This window comes from Microbacterium deferens, assembly GCF_045517775.1.
Classification (GTDB): domain Bacteria; phylum Actinomycetota; class Actinomycetes; order Actinomycetales; family Microbacteriaceae; genus Microbacterium.
In genome coordinates, this window is record NZ_JBEUWT010000002.1 from 319102 (window position 1) to 342450 (window position 23349).

The 23349-nt window shown below is 66.2% G+C and carries 22 protein-coding genes and 2 tRNA genes; 17 read left to right on the plus strand and 7 right to left on the minus strand.

What is annotated here, in order from left to right; translation table 11 throughout:
• Positions 1–16: 16 nt before the first annotated feature.
• The 4 genes from ABTU82_RS11730 (at position 17) to ABTU82_RS11745 (ending at position 2911) form a co-directional block, all read left to right on the plus strand.
• Positions 17–1531 carry an alpha/beta hydrolase gene (locus ABTU82_RS11730; protein WP_407173594.1) on the plus strand — a complete coding sequence of 505 codons (1515 nt, stop codon included), beginning with the start codon at positions 17–19 and terminating at the stop codon, positions 1529–1531.
• Between the two features lie 68 nt (positions 1532–1599).
• Positions 1600–1672, plus strand: a tRNA-Thr gene (locus tag ABTU82_RS11735).
• A gap of 52 nt (positions 1673–1724) precedes the next feature.
• The gene (locus tag ABTU82_RS11740; RefSeq protein WP_407173595.1) at positions 1725–2117 is read left to right on the plus strand and encodes a hypothetical protein; all 393 of its coding nucleotides are present in this window, start codon (positions 1725–1727) and stop codon (positions 2115–2117) included.
• Between the two features lie 212 nt (positions 2118–2329).
• The gene (locus ABTU82_RS11745) at positions 2330–2911 is read left to right on the plus strand and encodes an isochorismatase family protein (protein WP_407173596.1); all 582 of its coding nucleotides are present in this window, start codon (positions 2330–2332) and stop codon (positions 2909–2911) included.
• A gap of 4 nt (positions 2912–2915) precedes the next feature.
• On the opposite strand, the gene ABTU82_RS11750 is transcribed toward ABTU82_RS11745, so the two are convergent.
• From ABTU82_RS11750 to ABTU82_RS11760, 3 genes are read right to left on the minus strand one after another with little or no spacing between them, the layout of a single operon-like run.
• Complete coding sequence (locus ABTU82_RS11750; protein WP_407173597.1) at positions 2916–3116, minus strand: hypothetical protein; 201 nt, start codon at positions 3114–3116, stop codon at positions 2916–2918.
• A gap of 39 nt (positions 3117–3155) precedes the next feature.
• Positions 3156–3941 (minus strand): MOSC domain-containing protein, encoded by a 786-nt coding sequence (locus tag ABTU82_RS11755; protein ID WP_407173598.1) that lies wholly within the window; start codon positions 3939–3941, stop codon positions 3156–3158.
• A 19-nt stretch (positions 3942–3960) separates the two neighbouring features.
• The gene (locus tag ABTU82_RS11760; protein ID WP_407173599.1) at positions 3961–5664 is read right to left on the minus strand and encodes a phosphate ABC transporter substrate-binding protein PstS; all 1704 of its coding nucleotides are present in this window, start codon (positions 5662–5664) and stop codon (positions 3961–3963) included.
• 274 nt (positions 5665–5938) lie between these two features.
• Here ABTU82_RS11760 and nhaA point away from each other — a divergent pair, with 274 nt between their 5' ends.
• Both nhaA and ABTU82_RS11770 read left to right on the plus strand, forming a co-directional pair.
• Positions 5939–7285, plus strand: a complete 1347-nt coding sequence (gene nhaA / locus ABTU82_RS11765; RefSeq protein ID WP_407173600.1) for a Na+/H+ antiporter NhaA — start codon at positions 5939–5941, stop codon at positions 7283–7285.
• A 33-nt stretch (positions 7286–7318) separates the two neighbouring features.
• Positions 7319–8587, plus strand: coding sequence for a DUF2254 domain-containing protein (locus ABTU82_RS11770; protein ID WP_407173601.1), 1269 nt, complete (start codon positions 7319–7321; stop codon positions 8585–8587).
• Here the strand turns inward: ABTU82_RS11770 and ABTU82_RS11775 are convergent.
• The gene (locus ABTU82_RS11775) at positions 8584–9117 is read right to left on the minus strand and encodes a DUF421 domain-containing protein (protein ID WP_407173602.1); all 534 of its coding nucleotides are present in this window, start codon (positions 9115–9117) and stop codon (positions 8584–8586) included. The two genes, ABTU82_RS11770 and ABTU82_RS11775, sit on opposite strands and share 4 nt — an antisense overlap.
• A 98-nt stretch (positions 9118–9215) precedes the next feature.
• Positions 9216–10634, minus strand: a complete 1419-nt coding sequence (locus ABTU82_RS11780) for a TrkH family potassium uptake protein (protein WP_407173603.1) — start codon at positions 10632–10634, stop codon at positions 9216–9218.
• Positions 10635–10754: 120 nt separating this feature from the next.
• Here ABTU82_RS11780 and ABTU82_RS11785 point away from each other — a divergent pair, with 120 nt between their 5' ends.
• The 7 genes from ABTU82_RS11785 (at position 10755) to ABTU82_RS11815 (ending at position 18461) form a co-directional block, all read left to right on the plus strand.
• Positions 10755–11828: a YihY/virulence factor BrkB family protein gene (locus tag ABTU82_RS11785; protein ID WP_407173604.1), complete on the plus strand. Its 1074-nt coding sequence runs from the start codon at positions 10755–10757 to the stop codon at positions 11826–11828.
• Positions 11829–12399: 571 nt separating this feature from the next.
• Complete coding sequence (locus ABTU82_RS11790) at positions 12400–12804, plus strand: hypothetical protein (protein ID WP_407173605.1); 405 nt, start codon at positions 12400–12402, stop codon at positions 12802–12804.
• 1075 nt (positions 12805–13879) lie between these two features.
• Positions 13880–14494, plus strand: coding sequence for a HEAT repeat domain-containing protein (locus ABTU82_RS11795; protein ID WP_407173606.1), 615 nt, complete (start codon positions 13880–13882; stop codon positions 14492–14494).
• A 219-nt stretch (positions 14495–14713) separates the two neighbouring features.
• Positions 14714–15307, plus strand: a complete 594-nt coding sequence (locus ABTU82_RS11800; RefSeq protein ID WP_407173607.1) for a YjaG family protein — start codon at positions 14714–14716, stop codon at positions 15305–15307.
• Between the two features lie 16 nt (positions 15308–15323).
• Positions 15324–15842, plus strand: a complete 519-nt coding sequence (locus ABTU82_RS11805; protein ID WP_407173608.1) for a hypothetical protein — start codon at positions 15324–15326, stop codon at positions 15840–15842.
• Positions 15843–16445: 603 nt separating this feature from the next.
• Entirely contained in the window at positions 16446–16724 is a 279-nt protein-coding gene (locus tag ABTU82_RS11810; protein ID WP_133241734.1) for a hypothetical protein, read from the plus strand.
• Positions 16725–17417: 693 nt separating this feature from the next.
• On the plus strand, positions 17418–18461 hold the full coding sequence (locus tag ABTU82_RS11815; protein ID WP_133241732.1) for a hypothetical protein: 1044 nt from the start codon (positions 17418–17420) through the stop codon (positions 18459–18461).
• Positions 18462–18857: 396 nt separating this feature from the next.
• Here the strand turns inward: ABTU82_RS11815 and ABTU82_RS11820 are convergent.
• Both ABTU82_RS11820 and ABTU82_RS11825 read right to left on the minus strand, forming a co-directional pair.
• Positions 18858–18930 (minus strand) — tRNA-Lys (locus tag ABTU82_RS11820).
• Between the two features lie 258 nt (positions 18931–19188).
• Complete coding sequence (locus ABTU82_RS11825; RefSeq protein ID WP_407173609.1) at positions 19189–19863, minus strand: fasciclin domain-containing protein; 675 nt, start codon at positions 19861–19863, stop codon at positions 19189–19191.
• A gap of 235 nt (positions 19864–20098) precedes the next feature.
• Here ABTU82_RS11825 and sigK point away from each other — a divergent pair, with 235 nt between their 5' ends.
• The 4 genes from sigK to ABTU82_RS11845 all read left to right on the plus strand — a co-directional run bounded on the left by sigK (position 20099) and on the right by ABTU82_RS11845 (position 23216).
• Entirely contained in the window at positions 20099–20701 is a 603-nt protein-coding gene (gene sigK / locus ABTU82_RS11830; RefSeq protein ID WP_205781247.1) for an ECF RNA polymerase sigma factor SigK, read from the plus strand.
• Positions 20698–21471 (plus strand): anti-sigma factor, encoded by a 774-nt coding sequence (locus ABTU82_RS11835; protein WP_407173610.1) that lies wholly within the window; start codon positions 20698–20700, stop codon positions 21469–21471. The genes sigK and ABTU82_RS11835 overlap by 4 nt, the downstream gene beginning before the upstream one ends.
• Before the next feature lie 63 nt (positions 21472–21534).
• Positions 21535–22173, plus strand: a complete 639-nt coding sequence (locus tag ABTU82_RS11840; RefSeq protein WP_407173611.1) for a DNA-directed RNA polymerase subunit beta — start codon at positions 21535–21537, stop codon at positions 22171–22173.
• 158 nt (positions 22174–22331) lie between these two features.
• Complete coding sequence (locus tag ABTU82_RS11845) at positions 22332–23216, plus strand: aminodeoxychorismate lyase (protein ID WP_407173612.1); 885 nt, start codon at positions 22332–22334, stop codon at positions 23214–23216.
• Positions 23217–23349 lie beyond the last annotated feature (133 nt).

A 23349-nucleotide genomic window follows, 5' to 3' on the forward strand; every position in this document is an offset into this window, starting at 1 on the left:
GCGGAGCCGGATCGCTGTGGCCGTCGCAGTTCTGACCACGGTCGTCCTCGTCGCGAGCGGGTGCTCGGTGTTCACGTCGGATTCCTGGGCTCCGCCGCCGTCGGTGACCCCCGACGTCTCGGGTGTCTCGGCCGATCTGCTTCCCTTCTACGATCAGGACGTCGCGTGGGAGTCCTGCGCGGCCGAGCAGCAGTTCGACTGCGCGAACGTGCGCGTGCCGCGCGACTGGAGTGCTCCCGCATCCGGTGAGATCGAGATCGCCGTCATCCGACACCGGGCCGACAGCGGTGCGCCGATCGGCTCGCTGTTCACGAATCCGGGCGGGCCGGGGGTCAGCGGGGTCGACACCCTGAAGCAGGCCCTCGACGTCGTAGCCGGCTCTCCGCTCCGCGAGAACTACGACGTGATCGGCTTCGACCCGCGGGGCGTGGGGGCCTCGACGGCGATCGATTGCTACGACACGGCCGATCTCGACCAGTACCTGTACGACATCCCCGACGCCCCGCGCGGCAGCGATGAATGGACGGCCGAGATCGAGGCGCGCGACGCCGCGTTCGCAGCGGCGTGCGATGCGAACAGCGACGGACTCCTGCCGTTCGTCTCGACCGAGAACGCCGCGCGCGATCTCGACGTGCTTCGCGCCGTCATGGGCGAGACGACGCTCGACTACCTCGGTTACTCCTGGGGCACGGCCCTGGGTGCCGCGTACGCCGAGCTGCACCCCGACCGGGTCGGGCGCATGGTGCTCGACGGCGCGCTCGACCCCTCCATCCCGGGCACCGAGGTCGGCGTCGGTCAGATGGAGGGGTTCCAGAGGTCGCTCGATGCTTTTCTCACGGCATGCCTCTCGTTCGACGATTGCCCGTTCCGCGGCACTCTCGCCGAAGCGTCGGCCGATCTCGACGCCCTCTTCGCGTCTGTCGACGCTCGCCCGATCGTCGCCGCCGACGGGCGCGAGCTCGGCGCCGACACGCTGATGCTCGCCCTGCTGAACGCGCTCTACTCACCCGCGAGCTGGCCGTACCTGCGCGTCACGCTCTCCGGAGTGCAGAACGCAGATCCGGCGCCGGCGTTCACGCTGGCCGACGCCTACAACGCGCGCCAGGGCGGCGACTACGTCGGCAACTCCGAAGAGGCGTTCCCGGCCTACAACTGCATGGACTACCCCGCGGTAGGCGAGGCGCAGACGCAGGCGGCTCAGGCCGAGCTCGAGCGGGTGGCACCGCTCGCCGCCGAGTACTTCAGCGGCCCCGACGTCTGCGAGCAATGGCCCTACCCGCCCACTGGCACGCGAGGCCCCGTCTCGGCCGACGGGGCGGCGCCCATTCTCGTGATCGGCACCACCAGCGACCCCGCCACCCCCTACCAGTGGGCGGTCTCGCTGGCCGAGCAGCTGACGTCGGGCGTGCTGGTGACCCGCGTCGGCGAGGGGCACACCGGCTACAACAAGGGCAACACCTGTGTCGATGACGCGGTGGTCGCGTATCTCGTCGACGGAGTGGTTCCCGACGCCGACATCCGCTGCGAGTGAGGGTCGTGGTTCGCGCATCGCCCGTGAGCAGGTAATATCAGTGATCGTGCATCGCGCGAGCGACGCGCGCCACCTTAGCTCAGACGGCAGAGCGATTCACTCGTAATGAATAGGTCAAGGGTTCGATTCCCTTAGGTGGCTCTGGAAGAACGGGCCGCTCCGGCGGCCCGTTTCCCGTATCCCGGGGAGGATCATGTCGGCCGTCGATGCGATCGTCGAGATCTTCACGTGGATCGGTTTCGGTGCCGGCGCTCTGTTCGCCGGTGTCGCGTTCGTGCTGTACATCGCCGACGGCACCTGGGTTCCCGTCCGCGCGATGATCGACGATCTGGGCGACCGCCGGGTCGCACGGTGGTTCGACGAAGACGGTGGGGTGGGCGAGGCCACGCTGACACCAGCCGACGACGAGGCGATCGGCAGCGCCGATGCCGCCGACGTCTTCGTGCGCGTCGGATCGCTCGACCGGATGCGGCTGCACCGACGGTCCCCGTCGGTACGCGCGTTCGTGCTCCTGGCTCTCGGGCTCATCGGTCTGGGTGTTGCGGGGCTCGTGATCTCGATCGTCTCCCTCTTCGCGGCGGGCTGACGGTCGAGGCAGGCCGGATGCGGCGCCCCCGCCTCCGATCCGCCCCGCACACCCCGCCCCCGCACCAATCCCCGCGCCCCCGCTCGCCCCTCATCCGACCGAATTCAGGATCGATGGTGGTCGACCCCGCGACACGCCGGGCGCGGAGGGGGCAGCCCCGCGATCAGCCTGAGTACGTGCCAGGCGACGCCGGGGCGTCGTACGCTCGGAGGATGACTCGGGCCCTCTTCATCGTCGACGTCCAGAACGACTTCACCGAGCACGGAGCGCTCGGCGTCGCGGGCGGTGACGCCGTCGCGCAGCGCATCTCGGCGTTTCTCGACGAGCATGCCGGAGAGTATGCGCTCGTGGTCGCCTCGCGCGACTGGCACGACGGCGATAACGACAACGGCGGACACTTCGCCCAGGGGCAGCCCGACTTCGTCGACACCTGGCCGGTGCACTGCGTCGGCGGCACCTTCGGGGCCGAGTACGACGAGGGCTTCGACACCTCGGCCGTGACGCACCATCTGAAGAAGGGGCAGGGGAAGCCTGCCTACTCGCTCTTCGAGGGCGTCGGAGATGACGGCACGACGGCCGCGCAGCTGCTCGACGACCACAGCATCCGCGACATCGACGTGGTCGGACTCGCCACCGACTACTGCGTTCGCGCGTCGGCGCTCGACGCGCTCTCAGCCGGTCGCGGTGTGCGCGTGTTCACCGACCTCGTCGCCGGGGTTCACCCCGACTCGAGCGCGGCGGCTCTGACCGAGATCGCCGCGGCCGGCGCGCGGGTCGTCGACTCGCGCAGCTGACGGGTCAGAAGCCGCTCGGCCGCATCCACGCGGCTTTGCCCTCGGCGCGGCGCGATGCCGCCTCGGGGGACTGATCGGGCTCGGCTCCTGCGCGCAGCAGATCGTCGCGTGGCGCCTCGGCGGCGTCACGGTCTCGTCGTCGACGCCACATGACACCCGCGGTCACGAGGCCGCCGAGGAAGAGGAACGGGATGAGCGGGAACATACCGCGAGCCTAGGCACGCTCCGGCGCACCGGGAAGGGGCTAGACCGGAGCGATCTCGTCGCCGACGCGTACGGTGCCGCCGCCGTCGACGGGGAGGAGCAGGATGCCGAGCGTGGCCTCGTTCTGATCGAACTCGGTCGTGAGCACACGCAGCAGGCGAGCGTCGCGAACGCCCGTGTCGGGGTTCGCCATGATCGCGGCGCATCGTCCGATCGGTCGCTGCACCTCGAACTCGATCGCGCCGATACGTACGCGGCCGGTCCACGCCAGTTCGTCCCAGGGGGCGGCGCCGGTGACCACGACGTTCGAACGGAAGCGTCGATCGTCGACGGGGGCGTCGACGGCGACGTCGACCGCGGCGACCGATGCCGAGCCGTGCAGCGACACATAACCGCGGGGGCGGTCCTGGAATCGCGAGGTGCGCCCATCGCCGACCAGGCGCACGCCGTCGGCGGGAAGGCGACGTGCGTCACTGGAGGCGGCGACGAATGCCAATACGGCCCGCTCGAGCTCGGCGCGGCCGGCGTCATCGAGCCCGGCTTCGACGAGCTCGGTGTCTCCGTCATGGATGCTGATCCGCAACGTCTCATCGTCGAGTCGCAGTCGCAGTCGTGCGAGCGACGGGAAGTCCATGAGCGCGAGGCCCTGGCTCTTCGGCCAGTAGTCGAGGCCGTCCTGCTCGCGCGGCTCGACGTCACCGGTGAAGCGGAACGCGAGCACGCGGTCGCCCATGATGCGTCCGTCGGCCTGAACAGTGAGCTCGCGGCGAGGCTCGGGAGTGAAGCCCTTGACGGGGTAGCGGTAGAGGGCGGTGACGTGAGGCACGCCCCATCTTTTCACTGGGTCAGCGCGAGACGATCGTGAGGGTCATCCTGGCGCGATAGGTGCCGGGCTCCGCGTCGAGCGGAGCGGTCAGTCGGAAGCCGCCCGTGAGGACGGCCGTGCCGATTCCGCCCCCGGGTGCCGCGTCGGCGAAGAGGGCGCCCGTTGACGAGCCTGTGAAGGCGGGCGCTGCCGCGACCCCCGATGCGGTGCTGCCCGCGTCGACTGCGGGGGTCACCGTGAGAGCCGAGGCCGGGATGTTCTGCGATCCCGAGATGAAGTCGGTGACCGAGCTGTGGACGGTGTAACCCGGACGCGACACGTGACGCTCGTCAACGACCGAGAAGCGGGGGAGCGACCCGGTCGTGACGGAGCGCCCGTCGACGATGGCGGGCTCGTCGAAGACCACCGTTGCGCCAGTGGGAACGCTGAGCGACAGTTTGCCGTCTGTCGCCGGGAGCACGGATGCTTCGAGCCAGAGCGAACCGTCGGTCGTGACGCAGTCCGCGCCGAGGCGGTCGCACGCGGGCGGATACGGTGCAGTCTGTGTCAGCGTGTTGTCGGACGTGCTGGTCTCGCCGGAGCGGAACGTGGGATTGCGGCATCCGTCGATGTCGAGGTTCGCAGCATCCGCCCCTGGCACCCGCGCCGCCTGCGTGAGACCCGCTCGGACGAGGTTGACCGGGAGGGGGGCGTTGCCGAGCGAGTCGGCTAGTTGCTGGTTCTCGCACAGGAGGTGGCGAGCGAATTCGGCGAGCGAGCGGCCCTTGTCTGACGTGAAGATCCCGCCAGTCTCGGTGGGAGCGATGAGGTAGGCGTACGACGAGAGCGGGTATGTCCGCGGATCGGGGTTGTCGTAGACGGCGTCGAGGATCTGCGTCTGGTCGGCACCGATCTCGGCTCCGAGAAGCGCGACCGAGACGTTCGCCGCCGTCGGCGCGACGTAGTATCCCGCGGCGTTGAGGATCTTCGCGGTCGGAAGTCCGGCGCGCATGGCGTAGGACTTCTCGACGTAGGTGATCGCACCCTCGCCGTAGTTCTGGGCCACGTAGCCGGATGCGCCGAGCGAGCCCAACTGCGCCACGCCGTTGCTCGGCACGGGGAAGATCGAGCTGGTGCCGGCGGTCCAGACGTCGCCGACTTCGCTGGAAAGCCAGTGCGTGAACGACGCGCTGGAGCCGGAGCTGTCGGCGCGGACGATGGGGGTGATCGCGCTGTCGGGCAGGTTGACGCGGGGGTTATCGGCCAGGATTGCGGGGTCGTTCCATCGGGCGATAGTGCCCGAGAAGATCCCGGCGATCGTGCGTCCGGAGAGGCGGAGGTCGGTGAACCTCCGGCCGTCGACGCGCAGGTTGTAGGCGAGGGCCGTACCGCCGGCCGCGGCGGGGATGTAGGTGTACCCACCTCTCGGACGCTCCGGAGGGCCGCCGTACTCGGGAGACGTCTGGAAGGGCAGCTCGCTGACGGCGAAGTCGACGGTGCCGTTGACGAAGTCTGCGCGGCCCGCGGTGGAGCCGAGTCCGCGGTAGTCGACGGACATTCCGGCGGCGCCCATGATGTCGCGTCGTGCCCGATCGAGGGTGTTCTGCGCCCAGGTCGATCCAGACCCCGAGATGTGCGCCCAGTCCGCCGCCTGTGCGGCCGGTGCGAGACCGGCGATCACCCCGGTGACGGCGATGAGTGCCGCCGCCGAGAACAGACGGGCGCGCCGCATTCCACCGAACATCGTGAACTCTCTTCCCCCGTGAGGAAGAGGCGACTTCCCCGAGCGCGAAGGTATCGGTCGGTCAGCGGCCGATCTCGCGGAATCGCAGTCCGTACGCTCCCCGTTCACCATCCGTATGCGCGGCGCGCCGATCTCGACGTAGCCCAGCGCCGCCGCCCGGGGTCGCCGAGGCGGACGCGGCTCGGTAGGTGGCCCGCGGACGGTAGAATGGGGGAGGCGCGTCGGGAAGTCTGGTCGACATTCTTCTCATCGACCCCAGCGAGGTTTCTCTCCTATGCCCGATACGTCTGCGTCCACTTCTCGATTTCCCCGCTGGCCGGGGCGCTCTGAAGCCACCCGCATCACCGGCCTTCTCCGCAAGGAGGCCGTCGGTGGAATCCTGCTCGTCGTGGCGGCTGCCATCGCGATCGTGTGGGCCAACTCACCCGCGTCCGAGGCGTACTTCGGGCTGCGCGATTTCCGCATCGGCTACGAGCCGTGGCATCTCGACCTCACGCTCGGAACGTGGGCGGCCGACGGGCTGCTGGCGGTGTTCTTCTTCCTCGTCGGTCTGGAACTCAAACGCGAGGTCGTCGCGGGAGACCTGCGCAAATTCAGTACGGCCATCGTGCCGATCACGGCAGCCGTCGGCGGCGTGGCCGTTCCGGCCCTGATCTACACCGCCATCGTCTGGAGCGAGCCGTCGCTGCGCACCGGCTGGGCCATCCCCACGGCCACCGACATCGCCTTCGCGGTCGCCGTCCTCGCGCTCGTCGGATCCCACCTGCCCACCCCCTTGCGGGTGTTCCTCCTGACGCTCGCCGTCGTCGACGATCTGATCGCGATCCTCATCATCGCCGTGTTCTACACGGCCGAGATCGCCATCCTGCCCCTCGTCATCTCCGTCGCGGTGATCGCCGTCTACGGCTTCCTGGCGCAGCGGTACCGCACCCTGTTCCGCGAGAAGGCGTTCGCCGCGTGGCTCATCCTCCTGCCGCTCGGCTTCGTCGCGTGGGCGTTCCTGCACGCATCCGGCATCCACGCCACCATCGCCGGCGTCGCGCTGGCCTTCACCATCCCGGTGCGGCCCGGCAGATCCGAGCCGTCCGCGACCGCGGGCCTCGCCGAGGAGTTCGAGCACCGCTTCCGGCCGCTGTCGGCGGGCTTCGCCGTTCCCGTCTTCGCGTTCTTCGCCGCGGGAGTCGCCGTCGGAGGGATGGACGGGATCATCCGCGCGGCGACCGACCCGGTCACCATCGGCATCGTCGTCGGTCTCGTGCTGGGTAAGCCGATCGGCATCGTGCTCTCGGTGCGCCTGCTGACGTGGGTGACACGCGTGCGGCTGGACCCGGCACTGAAGTGGATCGACCTCATCGGGGTGGGTCTTCTCGCCGGTATCGGGTTCACGGTGTCGTTGCTCATCGCGGAGCTCAGCTTCGGTGCCGAGAGCCTCCACGGCGACGACGCGAAGATCGCGATCATGATCGCATCGTTGCTCGCCTCGATCCTCGCCTCGTGCGTGTTGGTTGCCCGCAATCGCCAGTACCGGCGCATCGCTCTCGCCGAGACCGTGGACGAGGATGGCGACGGAACCCCCGACGTGTACCAGAGTCCGTCGCGGTCTTCCCAGCTCGACGCGTGATCGCTGGCCGCCGCTCACCCGTACAGTGATTCGATGGCTTCCGGTACGCACGGCTCGGTGAGATCCTTCCTGCTTCGGCTGGGTAAGAAGGTATGGGTGCGTGCCGCGCTGTTCGCGCTCATCGCCGTGGCCTTCGCCCTGGCGGCGGGGTTCATCGGTGCCGCCGTGCCGTTCCGTGTCGTCATCGAGCTCGGACAGAACTCGGTCGATTCGCTTCTGCAGATCATCGCGACGGCGATGCTGACGGCCACGACGTTCTCGGTCACGGCGATGGTCACCGCGTATTCGTCCGCGACGACGACCGCGACGCCCCGAGCAACGCAGCTGCTCGTGGCAGATCCCACCTCGCAGAACTCGTTGTCGACCTTCGTGGGTGCGTTCGTCTTCTCGATGGTGGGCATCATCGCCCTATCGACGGGGTACTACACCGACCAAGGCCGCACCATCCTCTTCCTCGGGACGCTCATCGTCATCGCGATCGTCGTCGTCACCCTGCTGCGATGGATCGCTCACCTCGCCGACTTCGGGCGCATGGCCGATGTGATCGATCGCGTCGAGAAGGCAGCATCCGACTCGATGTCTGCCTACGCCGCGTCGCCGACGCTCGGGGCTCAGCGTCTCGAGCGGGTCCCCGCATCCGCCCGGCCGGTGTGGGCTGAGGACGTCGGCTACGTCGTACACATCGACGTGGCCGCGCTCAACCGCACGGCCGCCAAACACGACGCGCAGGTGTACGTCGCGTCGAGCCCCGGCCGTTCGGCCGACGCCCTCCATCCGCTCCTCTACGTTTCAGGACGGCTGGATGACGACGCGGTGTCGGCGCTCCGCGGCGCGTTCCGGATCGCACCGCACCGCGACTACGAGCAGGACCCCCGGCTGGGCATCATCGCCCTTTCCGAGATCGGGAGCCGGGCGCTGTCGCCGGCGACGAACGACCCGGGCACGGCGATCGAGATCATCGCCGCGTTCCACCGTGTCTTCGCGCTCGCGCTGCGCGCCGACCCCAGCGGTGACGTCTCGTACGAGCGGGTCTGGCTGACCCCTCCCGAACTCGAAACCCTGGTCATCGACGCGTTCCGTCCCCTCGCCCGTGACGGGGCATCGATCCTCGAGGTGCACCTGAGGATTCAGAAGTGCCTCGCCGCGCTCGCAGCCATCGATCGCTCGCAATCGGCGGTGTTCTCCCGCGCCGCCGACGACGCGCGCGGTCGCGCGAAGGCAGCGATGTCCCGGGCGGACTTCCGGGAGCTTCGCAGCGCTGCCCGCGGGGCCTGGGAGTCGGTCGGACTTCGGCGGGATTAGTTTCCCCGCGGGCGTTCACCGTGCGCCGAGGTGACGTCGGACAGCGCGGAGCCGTCGCCCACCTTGTCTGCGCCGATCACGCTGAAGGTTCCGTTCGGCTCCAGCACCACGGCTGCCACACGATCGGTTCCCCCGAACCCCGAGCTGCGGATGGCCTGGCGGACCTCGGAAGCGGTGAGTCTGCTACGGCGCAGTTCTTCATCGAGCATGACACCGTTCACCATCAGCAACGCGGGTGAGGCAGTGACAGCGCGACGCGTGGCGGGCCAATGCGCAGACGTCCACGCGATGGCGAACTGCAGCGCCGAGATCAGCGCGAAGGCCACCGCTCCCTCCGCCCACGACACGTCGCTGCTGAGCAGCGCGGTGGCCAGGGTCGACCCGAGCGCGACGGTGACGACGAAATCGAACATGTTCAGCTGTGAGAGCGTGCGCTTGCCGGAGAGGCGCAGCAGAACGATGAGAGTGACGTAGGCCGCAGTGCCGACGAGCAGGATGCGGAGAAGATCTGACCAGGAGTCGAACCACACGGCGGTGCCGCCTTTCGCAGGAGGGAGTGCGTCGAGTGTCGTCCACGCCTCCGGTTCTGGCGAATCCGGCGGGTAGTAAAGAGGGTGATGGGCGAGCGTCAGCCCACGATCGGACGCTCGGTCGGAAACGTGAAGAGGGTCTTGCGTTGCGTGACCGCGAGGGCTGCGGCGAGTCCGATGGGGCCGATACGACCGGCCAGCATGAGGGCCGAGAGAACGTATTTTCCGAACGGATCGAGCTCGGCCGACAGGCCGACCGAGAGCCCGCAGGTCGCGAAGGCCGAGATCACTTCGAACAGGATGCGGTCCAGGGGCGCATCCGTCGTGGCGCGGAGGAGGATCGTGGCCGCCAGAACGAGCGATGCACCGAGGAACGTCACGCTGATCGCGACCCGGAGGAGCCCGTTGGGGATGGTTCGTCTCGCCGCGGTGACATCGGGGAGGCCGCGGGACTCCGCCACGATGGCGAGGATGAGAACGGCCAGGGTCGTGACCTTGATGCCACCCGCGGTCGACGCAGACCCGCCGCCGACGAACATGAACGCGTCGGTGATGAGGAGCGTCGTGGGCGTGGAGTCGTTCGGGTTGGTGAGCGAGAACCCTCCGGATCGCATCATCGTGGAGGCGAACAGCCCGCGGAACATCTTCTCGGCGGGGGAGAGGTCGCCCGTCGAGGCGTGGTTGTCCCACTCCAGAACCGACCAGGCGACCGCACCGAGAACGAGGAGAGCCGATGTGGTGATCAGCGTGATCTTGGTGTGGAGGTTCCAGTGCTTCGGCCGCCACTTCTCCTTGAGGAGATTGAGGAACACGGGGAATCCGAAGCTGCCGACGAAGACGCCGACAGCGAGCGGCACGAGCACCCACAGGTTCGAGCTGAACTCCGAGAGTCCTCCTTCATGGACGGAGAAGCCGGCGTTGTTGAACGCGGACACGGCATAGAACAACGCGTGCCAGAGTCCTGCGCCCACACCGTCGGCGACAATGAACGGCGGCGCGAGCGCCACGAAGAGCACCGCCTGGATCGACAAGGTGGTGAGGATCACGATGCGCAGCAGCGCCCCCACGTCGCCGAGCTCGGGCGACCCGATGTTCTGCTGCGCGAACAGCTTGCCGCCGAGGCCGAGTTGGCGGGTCACCGCCCGCGCCAGCAGAAGAGCGAGCGTGACGATGCCGAGACCGCCGATCTCGATGGCGACGAGGATGACGATCAAGCCGAACGGCGACCAGTGCGTCGCCGTGTCGACAGTGGTGAGACCGGTGACGGTGATCGCGGAGACCGCGGTGAAGACAGCATCCGGCAGGAAGGTGGGGCGTCCGTCGGCCGACGCGAGCGGCAGAGCCAGCAGCGCGGAGAACAACGCGGCTGCGCTCAAGAACGCGACGACGGATGCTTGGGCAGGGGAGCGGCGGATGAAGCCGCTCCCGAGCCTCACGACAGGAACGCCCCGGAGCCGCTCGGTTGTTCGAGCGCCATCTCGCACCGCGCGGGCGCGGTGACCGGAACCGCGCGACATGCCCCCATTGTCACCCCGGCGCTGCGGTTCGCGGCATCCGGCGCCCGCGCGGCGAGTTTCCCGCCGTGGCGGGTTAGCGTGGCGTGCATGTCTCGAGCATCGATCGCGAAGGGTACGTCGATGCCGAAGCATCCTTTCCAGCTGCGAGGCGAGACCTGGCGGTACGTGGTTCGACGCACCGTCAGAGAGTTCGCGGCGGACGGGTGCGCGGATACGGCGGCGGGGCTGACGTTCTTCTCCGTTCTGTCGATCTTTCCCGCCGGCCTCGCCGTGGTTGCGTCGCTCGGCCTCATCGGGGGCGGTGAATCGGTCGTGCGCCGGCTCTTCGGGATTCTGGAGCAGGTCGCTCCGGGAAGCGCGGTCGACACTTTGCGCGACCCGATCACCGGGTTTGCGGAATCGGATCTCGCCGGCCTGACATTCTTCGTTGCGCTGGCGACCGCGATCTGGTCGGCGTCGATCTATGTCGGTGCATTCGGTCGGGCGCTCAACCGCATCTACGGCGTCGCCGAGGGGAGACCCTATTGGAAGCGGAAACCGGCGCAGGTCGCTCTGACGGTGCTTCTGCTGCTGCTCGTCGGGGTCGTTGCTGCGATCGTCGTCTTGTCGGGTCCCGTCGCGCGGGCAGTGGGAGAGGCACTCTCCATCGGAGAGGTCGCCCTCGACGCGTGGAACGTGGTGCGGTGGCCCGTGCTGTTCCTGGCGGTCGTCGCGATGGTCTCGGTTCTTTTCAAGGGCACGTCGAACGTTCGACAACCCCCCTTTGCGTGGGTCGTCCTCGGGGCGTTGTCGGCGATCGTCGTGTTCGCGCTCGCCTCGGCGGGCTTTGCGTTCTACGTCTCGAACTTCGCGTCGTACGACCGAACATTCGGAACCCTCGCGGGAACGGTGATCTTTCTTCTCTGGTTGTTCCTCATCAACCTCGCCCTTCTCCTCGGCGCGGAGTTCAACGCGGAGACGTTACGTGGCCAGCAGCTCCAGGGCGGGATGCCCTCGGAGGAACGGACAAAGCTCGTCCTTCGCGACACCGCCGTCATCGAGCGAACCGAGCGGGCGGAACAGGTCACGAAGCAGCGAGGCGCCCTCCTGCGGCGGGGAGTGCCCCTTCCTCCTCGGGACGACACCCCGTTCCGGCGAGCGGTGCGACGTGTGCAGAGGGCCTGGCTGCGCGTCCGCGGACGTTCGTTTCGCTGAGCGATGATGGATCTAACCAGTGCTCCCCACGCGATACGAGAACTTGCCGACTGTCTTGCGGGCCGGGTGAGCAATTGGCAGAGATATCATTCAGCTCTCCGGCGAAGCACCCGGCGGCGAAGTGGAAATGCTTCTCGGTGCGATTGGGTTTGATGCCCCGGGACTGTCTGCCGCATGGTGAAAAGGCCTCCTCTTCTTGGATAGCGAAGGATATCTCGACGTCGACTACGTTGCGTTCGAAAATCTGGCCGCCAAGTTGAACCCTTCGGTGTAATGGTGGTTCGAATGACTTTATGATTCGCGCAGCCAGACGGTTGTGCTTCGGCTATCCTGAGGTGCTTGACGCATTGGGGTTGAAATGACGGACCACGTCTGGTTGTCCCTACGGCGGAACAGGGGTTGGCCGTGGCCCGAGGAATCGTGGGGCCTCAGTCCCATGTTTGGCGAACATGGCTGGTGTCGTTCCTGCGGACTGCCGTTGGTGACGCAGAACGGCCCGATAGTGCTCCGGCCGCGTGGGATGGCGCCGGAGGGCGCATGGGTTCCGAACTGGCGGTTTGACGCCATATGTATGGAGGGTTCGCTGGCGGAAATCGCGGGATCTCAATTCGATCTGGAGACGCGACAAGTCGAGTGGCGCGGAGCCCAGCTGAGAAACGCGTCGCAGATTGTTGCCCCGTCGGTGGGGCAGATGTGGTTTGATCCCGACGACCTACGGCGGGCCGCGGTGCGCTGCCATGGTGTCGATGGCGCCCTGTGCGCCGATTGCGGAACCTGGAGATGGATGCCGCTCGCATTCGAGCAGCTGCCGGCGTTGCAGGACATCCCCGGGCTGGAGGACGTGGATATTGCGGCCAGTCCCGAATGGTTCGGGGATGGAATGAACTCTTTTCGTCAGATCCTTGTTCGCCGAAGACTGGCGATGCTTCTGGTCTCGGAGAGTCCTCGGGACTTCAGCATGGTTGAGCCTAGGTGAACCGCAGCGGCCTATGTCTTTCGTCAAGTGGAGGCTGCTCCATCACCGCGAGCCGGTCCTTGACGGCGAGCGGACGCCCACACAGCGCGGTACTGCCGTCGTGAGCACCGTGGGATGCCAGATGGGACGCATGACGTGGTCTCCCCCGCAATGATCGGCCGACGCGTCATCGCTGCAATAGCGAGCGCTGCGCTCGCGACCACGCTATCGGCGTGTGCCAACTCCGACTTCAGCCTCACCGCGGAGGACGCCTACGGAACTTGGCGTGCTGGAAGCGAACTGCCTACGACGCTTGAGCTCTTGCAGGACGGCACATTTGTGGCGACAGCCTGGCCGATGGGCGCTGGGTGTACAGAAGATCCGCCCGCAACGGCGGGCGACTTGCGGAACTCCGAGATGATCAACTTCTCTGGCACCTGGGACGAGGGCGACTTGGGGCGCAGAACAACATCACCCTTTATCCCGAGGACTCCGACTGCTTCTACCCTGAGATCAACAGCGGCTTTCGCAGCGAGGACGGCGTGCTGTATACATGCAAGTTGCTCGGCGTGCATGTGGACCTAGCGACGGCTGAGAACTGGTTCATTCTCTATCTCGGGGAACCAGAGGCCACTCCTGATTCGAACCGTTGCTTCAACTACAACTAGTCGTACTGGCGCAGTTTATCCCGGGCGAACCCTGCGCTGTCGAGCCGGCGAGGGGCGTCAGCATCACGATGTGATTCGGGTCCTGAGAACTGCAGCTGAAGAGGATTCATAAACGGTGATGCGGGCGACCGAATCTCGGACTAAATGAATTCATGGAAGCGGCAGGGATTGTGAAAAGTACGATGCACAATCCATCACCTTCTGGAACTGCGACCTATCGCATTCCTGGGAAACCCACAGCTCATGTCTTGGTGAGGGAAGAAGTATCAAATACCTCAGAAATACCAATCAACTCAGTATTTTGCAAGTGCCAGCGAAACACAGAGATCTCTTGTCGTACACCCAAGGAGCATGACCGGGCTCTCGGAGTCGCTCCGCGAATTGGGTAACAGCGGAAAAATCATACACGATACTGCTAGGCTGGGGCAGTGGCAGACGAGCTTGATGAGAGTCGCATTCTGAGTGCGCTGCGAGACTCCGGATATGAAGCCGAATCTATTTCTGCCTTAAGGAGCTCGGGGGTTCGGTATCGTGCCGCTATCCCGTTACTCGTTGAAGAGTTGAGTCGTTCCCGCGATCCTCGCGTTCTTGAAGATATAGTTCGAGCACTAAGCGTCCCTTGGGCGAGCCCGCTTGCAATCGGCCCGCTGATTCATTTTTTTCAAAGCGACATCAGCGCCACGCCCCCATCTCTTCGCTGGGTGGTTGGTAACGCTTTAGCGGTGTTGTGGTCGGACCAATTTTTCGACGAGCTTTCCTCTCTCGCCCTTGATGAGCGCTACGGTAAGGCGCGGGAAATGATTGTTCTCGGGATGGCCAAATCTAGGCGTGTTGAAACTACGTCACTTCTGGTTCGTCTTTCCAATGACGACGTGACTAGCGGTCATGCCGTCAGAGCATTGCGCAAGCTCGGCGAACCCAAGGCTAAAGAAACCTTCGAAAGAATGCTCAGCGATAAGCGGGCGTGGGTTCGTGGCGACGCGCGCGCAGCTTTAGCTGCGCTCCAGAAGAAGATTTCGACCTCTGACAAGGCTGCCGACTGAAATGAAATCGTGGCGTGATCAATTGAGTGGTTCCGCAAGGATGCGATTAGGGTGACACTTGAGCACCGAGAGGGAGTGGCAATCTTCTGCCTGTTTGCGTACTCGCTTGGCAATCGCGCCAACTCCTTAGAGGTTGCGGAGCCGATCGCCGGTGAAGCGGATCGCTTTACATGGAGCTAACCCAATATCGTTCGGTAGCGACCTCAGGTTGACGACATCATGACGGTTTCGATCATCAGCTATGACGAGGAAGCGATCCGCCGACGCCTCGAGCGGCTAGACGCGAGTCAAAAGACGGCGTTCGCTGCGTGTTGTGCCGAGCGGTTGCTGCAGCTTCTCGTCAAGATCGCCAACGGTCCTGCGGGAGCGGTTGCCGAGCTCCTACCCATCTTGGATCGGGTATGGGAGTGGACTCGCGGAAGCGGCCGTGACCTGCGCGGGGATGAGCAGATCGCGGGAGGACTGGTTCCCGACGAGGACGACGACGGTTGGACGTTGTTGGTCGGGTATACCCAGAACGCAGCGGCGGCTACGGCGTATGCGGTCCGCACGTCTCTCTCCGACAGTGCGCAGGAGGCGGTGTGGGCGGCACGCCAGGCTTACGAGGTTGCCGACCTCGCTGCTCAACACTCCGGTTACTCGCGCGCGTCCGATGGCAAACCTCTGGAGCGCCAACGTCTCTCAGCCGACGTTGTGCAGCACGCTTTGCGAGGAATCGAGCAGGACCTCGTAGGAGTTGAAGGGGGGCTGCCGGTGGATGTTCTTCGGCGCAACGCCAAGACTGCAGCGGAAGCGTGGGCGCACATGTTCTAAGGTGCGTTAGCGATCCGTGTCCCAGCCATCCGATGCGCCTGCCGCGCGAAGTGAGTTATTTCTTAGAAGAGGCTTTCGCGCCCAACTCGACGGGAAATATGTTGTTCAGGAGCTCAGGAATGATGGATTTAACGAAAGCACCTCTCCGATTCAAGAGCTTGCCGATTGGCTCGCTCGTCGAGGGCAGAACTTGACGGCGCAATCATTCGACTCCCCGAAAAATCAGCTGCTGATCTCGCACCCGGCTAAGGGTTCCATCCAGGTACTTGCAGATCGGGGCCAGTGGTTCGTCGAGCTTTCGCCGCCTGGTAGTGGTGAGTTCTTCGACACCTCCGTGTGGAGATCTTGTTTCCAGTCGGCCGATGTAGATGTCGACCCGGGTCCTCTTGCGGATCAGGTTGCGTGGATTGTCGGATACATCTTGGGAGATATTGATGGCCACTACACCCTGGATTGCCTGCTGTCAACTCGCAAGCGGCGCGCCTACGCCCGGATTGGATTCAAGGAGAGGCACCCCTGCTGCAGGTGTCAGTGAGAACGATCTGATCGGGTCATGGTCAGTGGGTGATGGGTTCGACACGGAGCTCCACCTGGGCAACGACGTCCTTCGACAAGACGCAACTACTCTCCCCACCTGGGGATCGGTCACTGATGCCAAGCGCTCGTAGGCAATCATTGGTTCGTACAGGCTCGATCCGGAGGTGAAGCGCGTGGCAAACAGTGACAATGCGACTGTCGTCTACACAGCCAAGAACTCGACGACTCTCGGCTCCGGACTCCCGATACCGGGGATGGAAGCGGCCATCGTGGAGATGCTCAACTCCAATCGGGCCGAAACCGGTCCATTCTCGGAGGTCGGTCAGACTTTCGTGTGTACCGAAACCTACTCGCGGTGATGGGTCGGCGGTTTGCCATCGCAGCAGTCCTCGTCACGACAACCTTGGCGGCTGGCTGTGCCGTCGGTGACGACGTTAGCCGCTCCGGACAGTACGCATATGGCACCGAATCATCTGATCTTGCCGGGGTTTGGAACTCCGTCAACGGTCCGAACGTCGGGCTAGAGCTGAAATCGGACGGGAGTTGGACGGGCTCGTCGTGGCCGGTGAACCTGAACTGCCGCGAGGGTAGCGCGCGATATGTGGATGATCTTGATGCGGGAGCCAAAGTGATGGGTGAGTGGTCAGTGAATCCGGGTGATGAGTCCGCGTCCTTACCGGCCGTCTCCCTCAGCGTCGCGGGCGCCGTGTGCTCTCAAAAGGAGGCGGTGGGATTCCTCTGGCGAGATCATGAGGGGCAGGTGAGTGTGTGCATCCCCGTCGATCCGATGCTCGACCCCGATAACTTCACACCGGGCCGGACGCTGATGTTCACACGCGACGGTGAAGACAGCTCCGGCGACGGAGCCTGTTTTGGGTAAGCACTCGGAACTTCGATTTTTCGTCCCTTACCGGATGAGAAACCTTCAGCCGCGAAGCCTGTCTCTCGCACACTGTCACCAAGTTCTGGAACTTGTCTGGGGAGTGAACGCCGCCCCGGGCGCCGGAGACGAGGAAGTGCCTGCTTCAGTCCAGTCCAGCGACGCTTCCGCGGCCGCCGCGGGAGATGCCGCGGCGCTCGGTCAGGCCCAGGCGTGGCTCGACGCGGCCAACCTTCCATCCGGAGCCGTTCGCAGCAACACCCCGTCCGGCGGCCTCAACTCGTACACCGGGTGGCCGTGCGGCCCCTACGAGGAGCTGAAAGGGTATTGGGGCATTCCCCGATACGACTGTGATCGAAGCGGCTAATTGGCTGATCGAGAATCCCACGGCCGACCTGATGACGGCGAACTACGGTCCTGTGACCGAGGAATGGGGACCGGTCGATTCAGCGATCGTCGGATACATCCCTGCCCCCGATGCGCAGGAAGGAATCGTCTACACACTCGCGAAGAATCAGGGGGACGTTGCGATCCGGGCCGAAGTCGCGGCACAAACCGACACCGCACCTGCCCACCCCTCCCTGACGGGGGAATGTACGGAGCATCCGGACCGGGGTAGCGCACGCGGTCGGCCCGATCGCGAGCGCCCCTGCATGCTGCGCAGGCAATGGGCAGTAGGGCACACTGACCTCCATGGAACGCGTTGGCGCGACGGAGACTACTGTCGGTGGCGATCGTACGTCCGCACGCTCGACCCGCTGGCGGCCGCTCGCGGTCATCGCGGGCACCAATCTGGTAATGCTGCTGGTGGACTACGGTGTCTCCTACGCCACGGTCGCCGGGCTTTTTTCGGGTTCGATCGCCCTGATTATCGGCGCCGTAGTCGCCGGGTTCGTACTGCTGGTGGGCGTGGTTGTAGCGCTCAGCAAGGTCCTCACGGGAGAGTCGACCATCTTCGGCGCTATCGCCGCGGCTGCCCTCCTCACCTGGGCCGGCGCTTTCGGCTTCCTCAACGGTATTCTCCGCCCCCTGGCACTTCAGGAAGACGTGCTGCTGCACCTCGCAGTGTGCGGGATGGCTTCGCTTTTTGTGGGATTGTTCCTCGGCCCGTGGCCTCTTCGTATCGCTGGCGCCCTGTCCGCTGTCGGATTGGTCACGCTCCTCGCCCTTACTCCTACCCCTGCAGAAACCGTCGCGGTCGAGCAAGAGAAAGCGGCAGCCGAGGATCTCGACGCGGCCCGAGCACAGTGGCTCGACTCGGGACGGTTCCCGCTTGTGTCCGACTTACCTGGCTGGTCGAATGTCGAAGTCAGAGCCACCGGCTCGGATGCTGGAACCTGGGTGCGGAGCGAAGCCGGCGCCGTCGCTCAGATAATTACGCAGTGGGACTCGCCTGAACCAGACCCACTCGCACCCTGCAACTTCATCGTCGGCCCCGGGCTCGAATGGGACCAGGGGTACGGGCAACTCCCGACCTGGTGTGTCAACTCAGGCAACAGGTGGGAGCGATCCGACGGGAGTGCGATCTTCGTTTTCGACTCGGGCACCACAACGTGGATCAAGGCATACGGAGGATACGACGCTGAACGTGTCGGAGGATCAGAACCGGCCAGCCCCCAAGACATAGCTGCCTTGTTGGGATCCCTACGCACGATGAGTCGCGAGGATGCCGAGCAGTATCTTCTCCCCACCTTCGACGGCATGAACAGCCCCGAAGTGAGAACTCCCGGGCTCTAACAGTCTCGACGCGAAATACGGGGCGAGACGACCTACTGCCCCAGAATGACACCTCGAAACCATTTCTCCCGAAACGATGTTCCGATACGGACCGCGTTATCGGCACAACTCCCGAGCGACCTCCGCCCGCGTCCCGCAAACCATGGTTTTCGGGGACGGTCCGCTCCGAGGTCCAGCAGGGCGTCGGTCGCGGGGCGTAGGCGACCGACGGATCAACGGCGCCGATACGCCGGCAGCTTGAGAGACAGAACGGCGTCGCAGACATCGAAGTGCACGCTGAAGCTGGCGGAGAAACTTGGACGGGCGTTGTCAAATTGTTGTCGCGCCGCCATTTCGGCGAGGCGTGAACCGCTGCGATCCCAGCCGGGAGTAGGGATCGAGGGTGTCAAAATGCGGTGGGCCCCGTGGGGCTCGAACCCACGACCCGCGGATTAAAAGTCCGATGCTCTACCGACTGAGCTAGAGGCCCCTGACCTCCCAGCCTACCGGCACTCGTCGCAGCATCCGATCGCGCCGCCCTGCGGTGCCGAAGCGGTCCCCCGGTCGACCGCACGTCCACGGCAGCGCGAACCCCGCACGGGCAGCGCGGCTCGCATACGACGAAGCGCCCGGCGCAGAGCGGCAGGGCCGCACGCGCCGGGCGCACACAGAAGCGGCCGCCGGTTCCCCTCGCCTGGGTTCCGACGGCCGCCGTTCATGTCCGACCCGAAGGCCGGTTCCGGTCTGCTTACGCAGCCGGGGGCATCAGCACCGTGTCGATGAGGTACACGGTCGCGTTGGCGGTCTGAACGCCACCGCAGATGACGGCAGCCTGGTCGCCGACCATGATGTTGTCGCCGCTGCCGGTGATGGTCAGGTCAGCGCCGTTGACGGTCGCGAAGGTGCCCTCGATCTCGTCGGGCGTCATCTGGCCGGGGATCACGTGGTATGTGAGGATCGACGTCAGCGTGGCGCTGTCGGTCTTCAGAGCCTCGATGGTCGCGGGGTCGATCTTCGCGAAGGCGTCGTCGACCGGCGCGAAGACGGTGAACTCGTCGCCGTTGAGCGTGTCGACCAGGTCGACGTCGGGGTTGAGCTGGCCGCTGACCGCTGCGGTGAGCGTGGTCAGGATGGGGTTGTTGGATGCGGCGACCGCAACCGGGTCCTGCGACATTCCCTCGACCGAACCAGCACCGCTGGGAACGGCGGCGGCGTAGTCGGCGCAGCCGGAGCCGACGAGGTTGGCGGCCGGGTCCATCATGGACTCGCTAGCCGACGGCGACGAGCTCATCGAGGGAGCCGACGATGCCGACTCTTCGCTGGTGTTGGCTCCACCCGTGGAGCCGCCGGAACAGGCGCTGAGGGCGAAAACGGATGCCACGACAAGGGCGAGGCCACCGGTGATCTTCTTGGTGCTGAGCATGATTCCTCCGAATTTTGGAGCCCGGGGATCGGGCTGCTGCAGGACAAACCCCGGTGCGGGGGTCTGGCACACCGTGGAGGCGGTGTACAGGCTGTTCGGGACGGGTGCCGAAACGGATTGACCTTCTGCGGAATTTCTTTCCCGAAGCGACCAATGAGCGTCTTCGCATAAGAGATGCATGATTTTGTCGAAACGCCCAGGGTCTCGCGCGTCGTCTCCCGCCGGGGAGTGGGGCATGCTTGTACGTATGGTCATCGACGGTGTGGAAGTTCCCGAAGAGGGGGGCGATCACGTCGATCACGTGGGCGAACTCCTCCAGCGGGTGGCCGCGGGCGATGACACGGCCTTCGCCCGCCTCTACGACATGATGTCGTCGCGGGTGTTCGGTCTCGTCCTCCGCGTGCTCGTCGACCGCTCTCAGAGCGAAGAAGTGCTGCAGGAGGTGTTCCTCGAGATCTGGCAATCCGCTTCGAAGTTCGCTCCGAACAGAGGTCAGGGAAGATCGTGGGTGCTCACAATGGCACACCGTCGAGCGGTTGATCGCGTGCGATCGTCGCAGGCGAGTGCCGATCGTGATGTGCGTGTGGGCTTCCGAGATCTCGAGGCGCCCCGCGACGATGTCGCGGAGAGCGTCGAGATGAGAATTGAAGGACGACGGGTCGCTGAAGCCGTTGCTGCGCTTCCAGAAGCGCAGCGTGAAGCGATCACCCTCGCCTATTACGGGGGGTACAGCCAGAGCGAGATCGCCGCGCTCCTGGGGTCGCCGTTGGGCACGATTAAGACACGAATGCGGGACGGCTTGTCCCGCCTGAGGACCCTGATGGGGGTGACGACATGAACGAGAGCACGTTCGCGGAACTCGCGACAGGCTTTGCGCTGAGCGCCCTGTCGGCCGCCGACCGACGGGACTTCGAAGCCGCACTCGCCGAGCACCCCGAATGGGAGAAGCACGTGCGTACCGAGGCAGAAACCGTCTTGATGCTCGCCGACACCGTCGAGCCGGTCTCACCGCCGGCGTCGATCCGCGAAGAGCTGATGGCGCGCATCCTGGTGACTCCGCAGATATCGGATGCTGCTCCCGAGCCCGACGAGGAGGACTTCGCCGCAGCGGGCCCCGCTCCGGTGACCGCGCCCGCTCGCGCCGCCACGGGAGGGATGCGACGCCGGTGGTTCACCCTGGCCGCCTCGATCGTGGCCGTACTCGCCCTCGGGTTCGGCGCGGTGACGATCGGGCAGCAGTTGACGCGCCCGGCCGCCGTGGTCGCTCTCGAGCAGATCCAGGGCGCCCCCGATGCGCAGTCGGCCTCCGTCACTCTCACCGGCGGCGGAGAAGCCACCGCCCACTGGTCGGCCGAGCGCGGCGAGGTCGTGCTGGTCTCCGACGGGATGCCCGCTATCGCCGACGACCAGACGTTCGAGCTCTGGTACGTGCGCGAGGGCGCTCCGATCCCGGCGGGAACGTTCGGTCCGACCGACGGCACCGCCACCGCTCTGCTCGCCGGCGCCTACCAGCCCGGTGACACGATCGCGGTGACGATCGAGCCCGACGGCGGATCGCCCACGGGCGTGCCGACGAGCGACCCGATCGTGGCGATCGCCACGGCCTGAGGGGCACGCAGAGAGGATGCCGCGCAGCATCCGACCCCGATCCGTCGCGGGTAGCCTTGATGGGTGAGCGACGATTCGAGGGAGTACCACAAGCCGGTGCGCCGGCCCGCGGAGCTCTTCGACAGGCTCTTCGCTGGCGATGATCCGGCCCAGGTGTCGCGGGTGGCCCACAGCACCGCGCACGCGCTCATCTCGCGGGTGCGGGACGCCCCCGACGTCGACGTCGTCGAGCGGCTGGTCGCGTTCACCGACCGCAACGGTATCGACGACATCGCCGAGCTGTGGTCGCGTTCGCCCGCGCGAACGCTCCCCGGGGCGCTCTGGCGCCTGTATCTGCTGCAGCTGATGATCCACGACGATCCGCAGACGGCCGCCCTGCTCTACGACCGCGGACGCATCGAGATCGCCTCTCCCGACCCCGTGGTCGCGGGTGCCCCGACGCCGGCCGGCCCCGACGAGCTGGTCGCTCTGATCGACACGATCCTGCGCGGGGTGTTCCAGGGTGACTTCGCCGTCGCGCTCGACCGCGCTGCGGCGTTCTGCCGCGTGCAGGCCGCCGGCGCCACGCACCTCGCCGACGACTACGAGCCCACCGAGCCACAGCGCGCGTCGACGCTCACGACCCGCGCGCTGCGCCTGGCGACGTACGCGGGCGACCTTGCCGGGTGCGCGACGCTCTGGCGTCGTCAGTCGCTCGACTGACCCCCGCCCGAGGGCACGAAAAAGCCGGGCCGCAGAAACGCCTCTCGGCGCATGGCCGCTCAGAGCGGCAAAAGTTGGAGCCCGGGGTTACTGCGGCCCGGCCATACCAGTGTAACAAGGTCGGCTCGGGGGTATTCCCCGAGGTCTAGGCTCGGGGAATGGCCTGGAGCTTCGCCCTCGTGATCGACCCCGCAGCATCCGACGACCCGCGCACCGACTTCGCCGACACGTTCACCGTGATCGACCCGACGGCCCCCGCGCTGAGCGTGGGGGAGCTGAGCACGCAGCGCGGCGACGGCATCTTCGAATCGATCGGTGTCGTCGACGGGCATCCGCAGGAGGTCGACGCGCACCTCGAGCGTCTCGTGCACTCCGCCGAGCTGTGCGACCTGCCCGTGCCGCATCTGGCCCAGTGGCGGCAGGCCGTGAAGACCGTGGCGGATGCTGCCGATCCCGGCGAGAGCGTCATCAAACTCATCCTGAGCCGCGGCGTGGAGCACGGCCCGACCCCGACGGCGTGGGTGACGCTCGCCCGCGCGGCCGACAACACCCGGCCGCGCACCGAGGGCATCCGCGTGGTGCAGCTCGACCGTGGTTACGGCGTCAACGCGTCGGCCGATGCCCCGTGGCTGCTGCTCGGGGCGAAGACGCTCTCGTACGCGGTGAACATGGCCGCGATCCGCGAGGCGAAGCGTCGCGGCGCTGACGACGCGGTGTTCGTGTCGTCCGACGGCTACGTGCTCGAGGGGCCGACCTCGTCGATCGTGCTGCGCTTCGGCGACGTGTTCGTCACCCCCGAGCCCAGCGGCGGCATTCTGCACGGCACGACGCAGCTCAGCCTGTTCGCCTACCTCGAAGCCGAGGGCTACGCGACGCAGTACCGGCGCGTGCTTCCCGCGGAGCTCGCCGAAGCGGATGCGGCGTGGCTGGTCTCCAGCATCCGTCTCGCCGCCCCCATCACCTCGGTCGACGGCGTCGACCTCGCGCTCGACCGCGAGCTGACGGCGTCGATCAACGCCTACCTGCTCTCGCCCCGCGACTGACCGGGCCGGGTTCGGCGCGAGTTGCCGCAACCGGGCCTCACCGAGAGGCGGGAGGCCCCGCATTGCGGCAACTCACGGCCGCGGGCTGCCCCGGAACCGCGAAGGCCCCCACCGGGGAGGTGGGGGCCTTCGC

Excerpts from the sequence above, each read along its gene's own strand:
- ABTU82_RS11740 (WP_407173595.1), top strand. The coding sequence starts at position 1,725 with ATGTCGGCCGTCGATGCGATCGTCGAGATCTTCACGTGGATCGGTTTC.
- ABTU82_RS11745 (WP_407173596.1), top strand. The coding sequence starts at position 2,330 with ATGACTCGGGCCCTCTTCATCGTCGACGTCCAGAACGACTTCACCGAG.
- ABTU82_RS11750 (WP_407173597.1), bottom strand. The coding sequence starts at position 3,116 with ATGTTCCCGCTCATCCCGTTCCTCTTCCTCGGCGGCCTCGTGACCGCG.
- ABTU82_RS11760 (WP_407173599.1), bottom strand. The coding sequence starts at position 5,664 with ATGTTCGGTGGAATGCGGCGCGCCCGTCTGTTCTCGGCGGCGGCACTC.
- nhaA (WP_407173600.1), top strand. The coding sequence starts at position 5,939 with ATGCCCGATACGTCTGCGTCCACTTCTCGATTTCCCCGCTGGCCGGGG.
- ABTU82_RS11770 (WP_407173601.1), top strand. The coding sequence starts at position 7,319 with ATGGCTTCCGGTACGCACGGCTCGGTGAGATCCTTCCTGCTTCGGCTG.
- ABTU82_RS11780 (WP_407173603.1), bottom strand. The coding sequence starts at position 10,634 with ATGTCGCGCGGTTCCGGTCACCGCGCCCGCGCGGTGCGAGATGGCGCT.
- ABTU82_RS11785 (WP_407173604.1), top strand. The coding sequence starts at position 10,755 with ATGCCGAAGCATCCTTTCCAGCTGCGAGGCGAGACCTGGCGGTACGTG.
- ABTU82_RS11790 (WP_407173605.1), top strand. The coding sequence starts at position 12,400 with ATGGAGGGTTCGCTGGCGGAAATCGCGGGATCTCAATTCGATCTGGAG.
- ABTU82_RS11800 (WP_407173607.1), top strand. The coding sequence starts at position 14,714 with ATGACGGTTTCGATCATCAGCTATGACGAGGAAGCGATCCGCCGACGC.
- ABTU82_RS11815 (WP_133241732.1), top strand. The coding sequence starts at position 17,418 with ATGGAACGCGTTGGCGCGACGGAGACTACTGTCGGTGGCGATCGTACG.
- ABTU82_RS11825 (WP_407173609.1), bottom strand. The coding sequence starts at position 19,863 with ATGCTCAGCACCAAGAAGATCACCGGTGGCCTCGCCCTTGTCGTGGCA.
- sigK (WP_205781247.1), top strand. The coding sequence starts at position 20,099 with ATGCTTGTACGTATGGTCATCGACGGTGTGGAAGTTCCCGAAGAGGGG.
- ABTU82_RS11835 (WP_407173610.1), top strand. The coding sequence starts at position 20,698 with ATGAACGAGAGCACGTTCGCGGAACTCGCGACAGGCTTTGCGCTGAGC.
- ABTU82_RS11845 (WP_407173612.1), top strand. The coding sequence starts at position 22,332 with ATGGCCTGGAGCTTCGCCCTCGTGATCGACCCCGCAGCATCCGACGAC.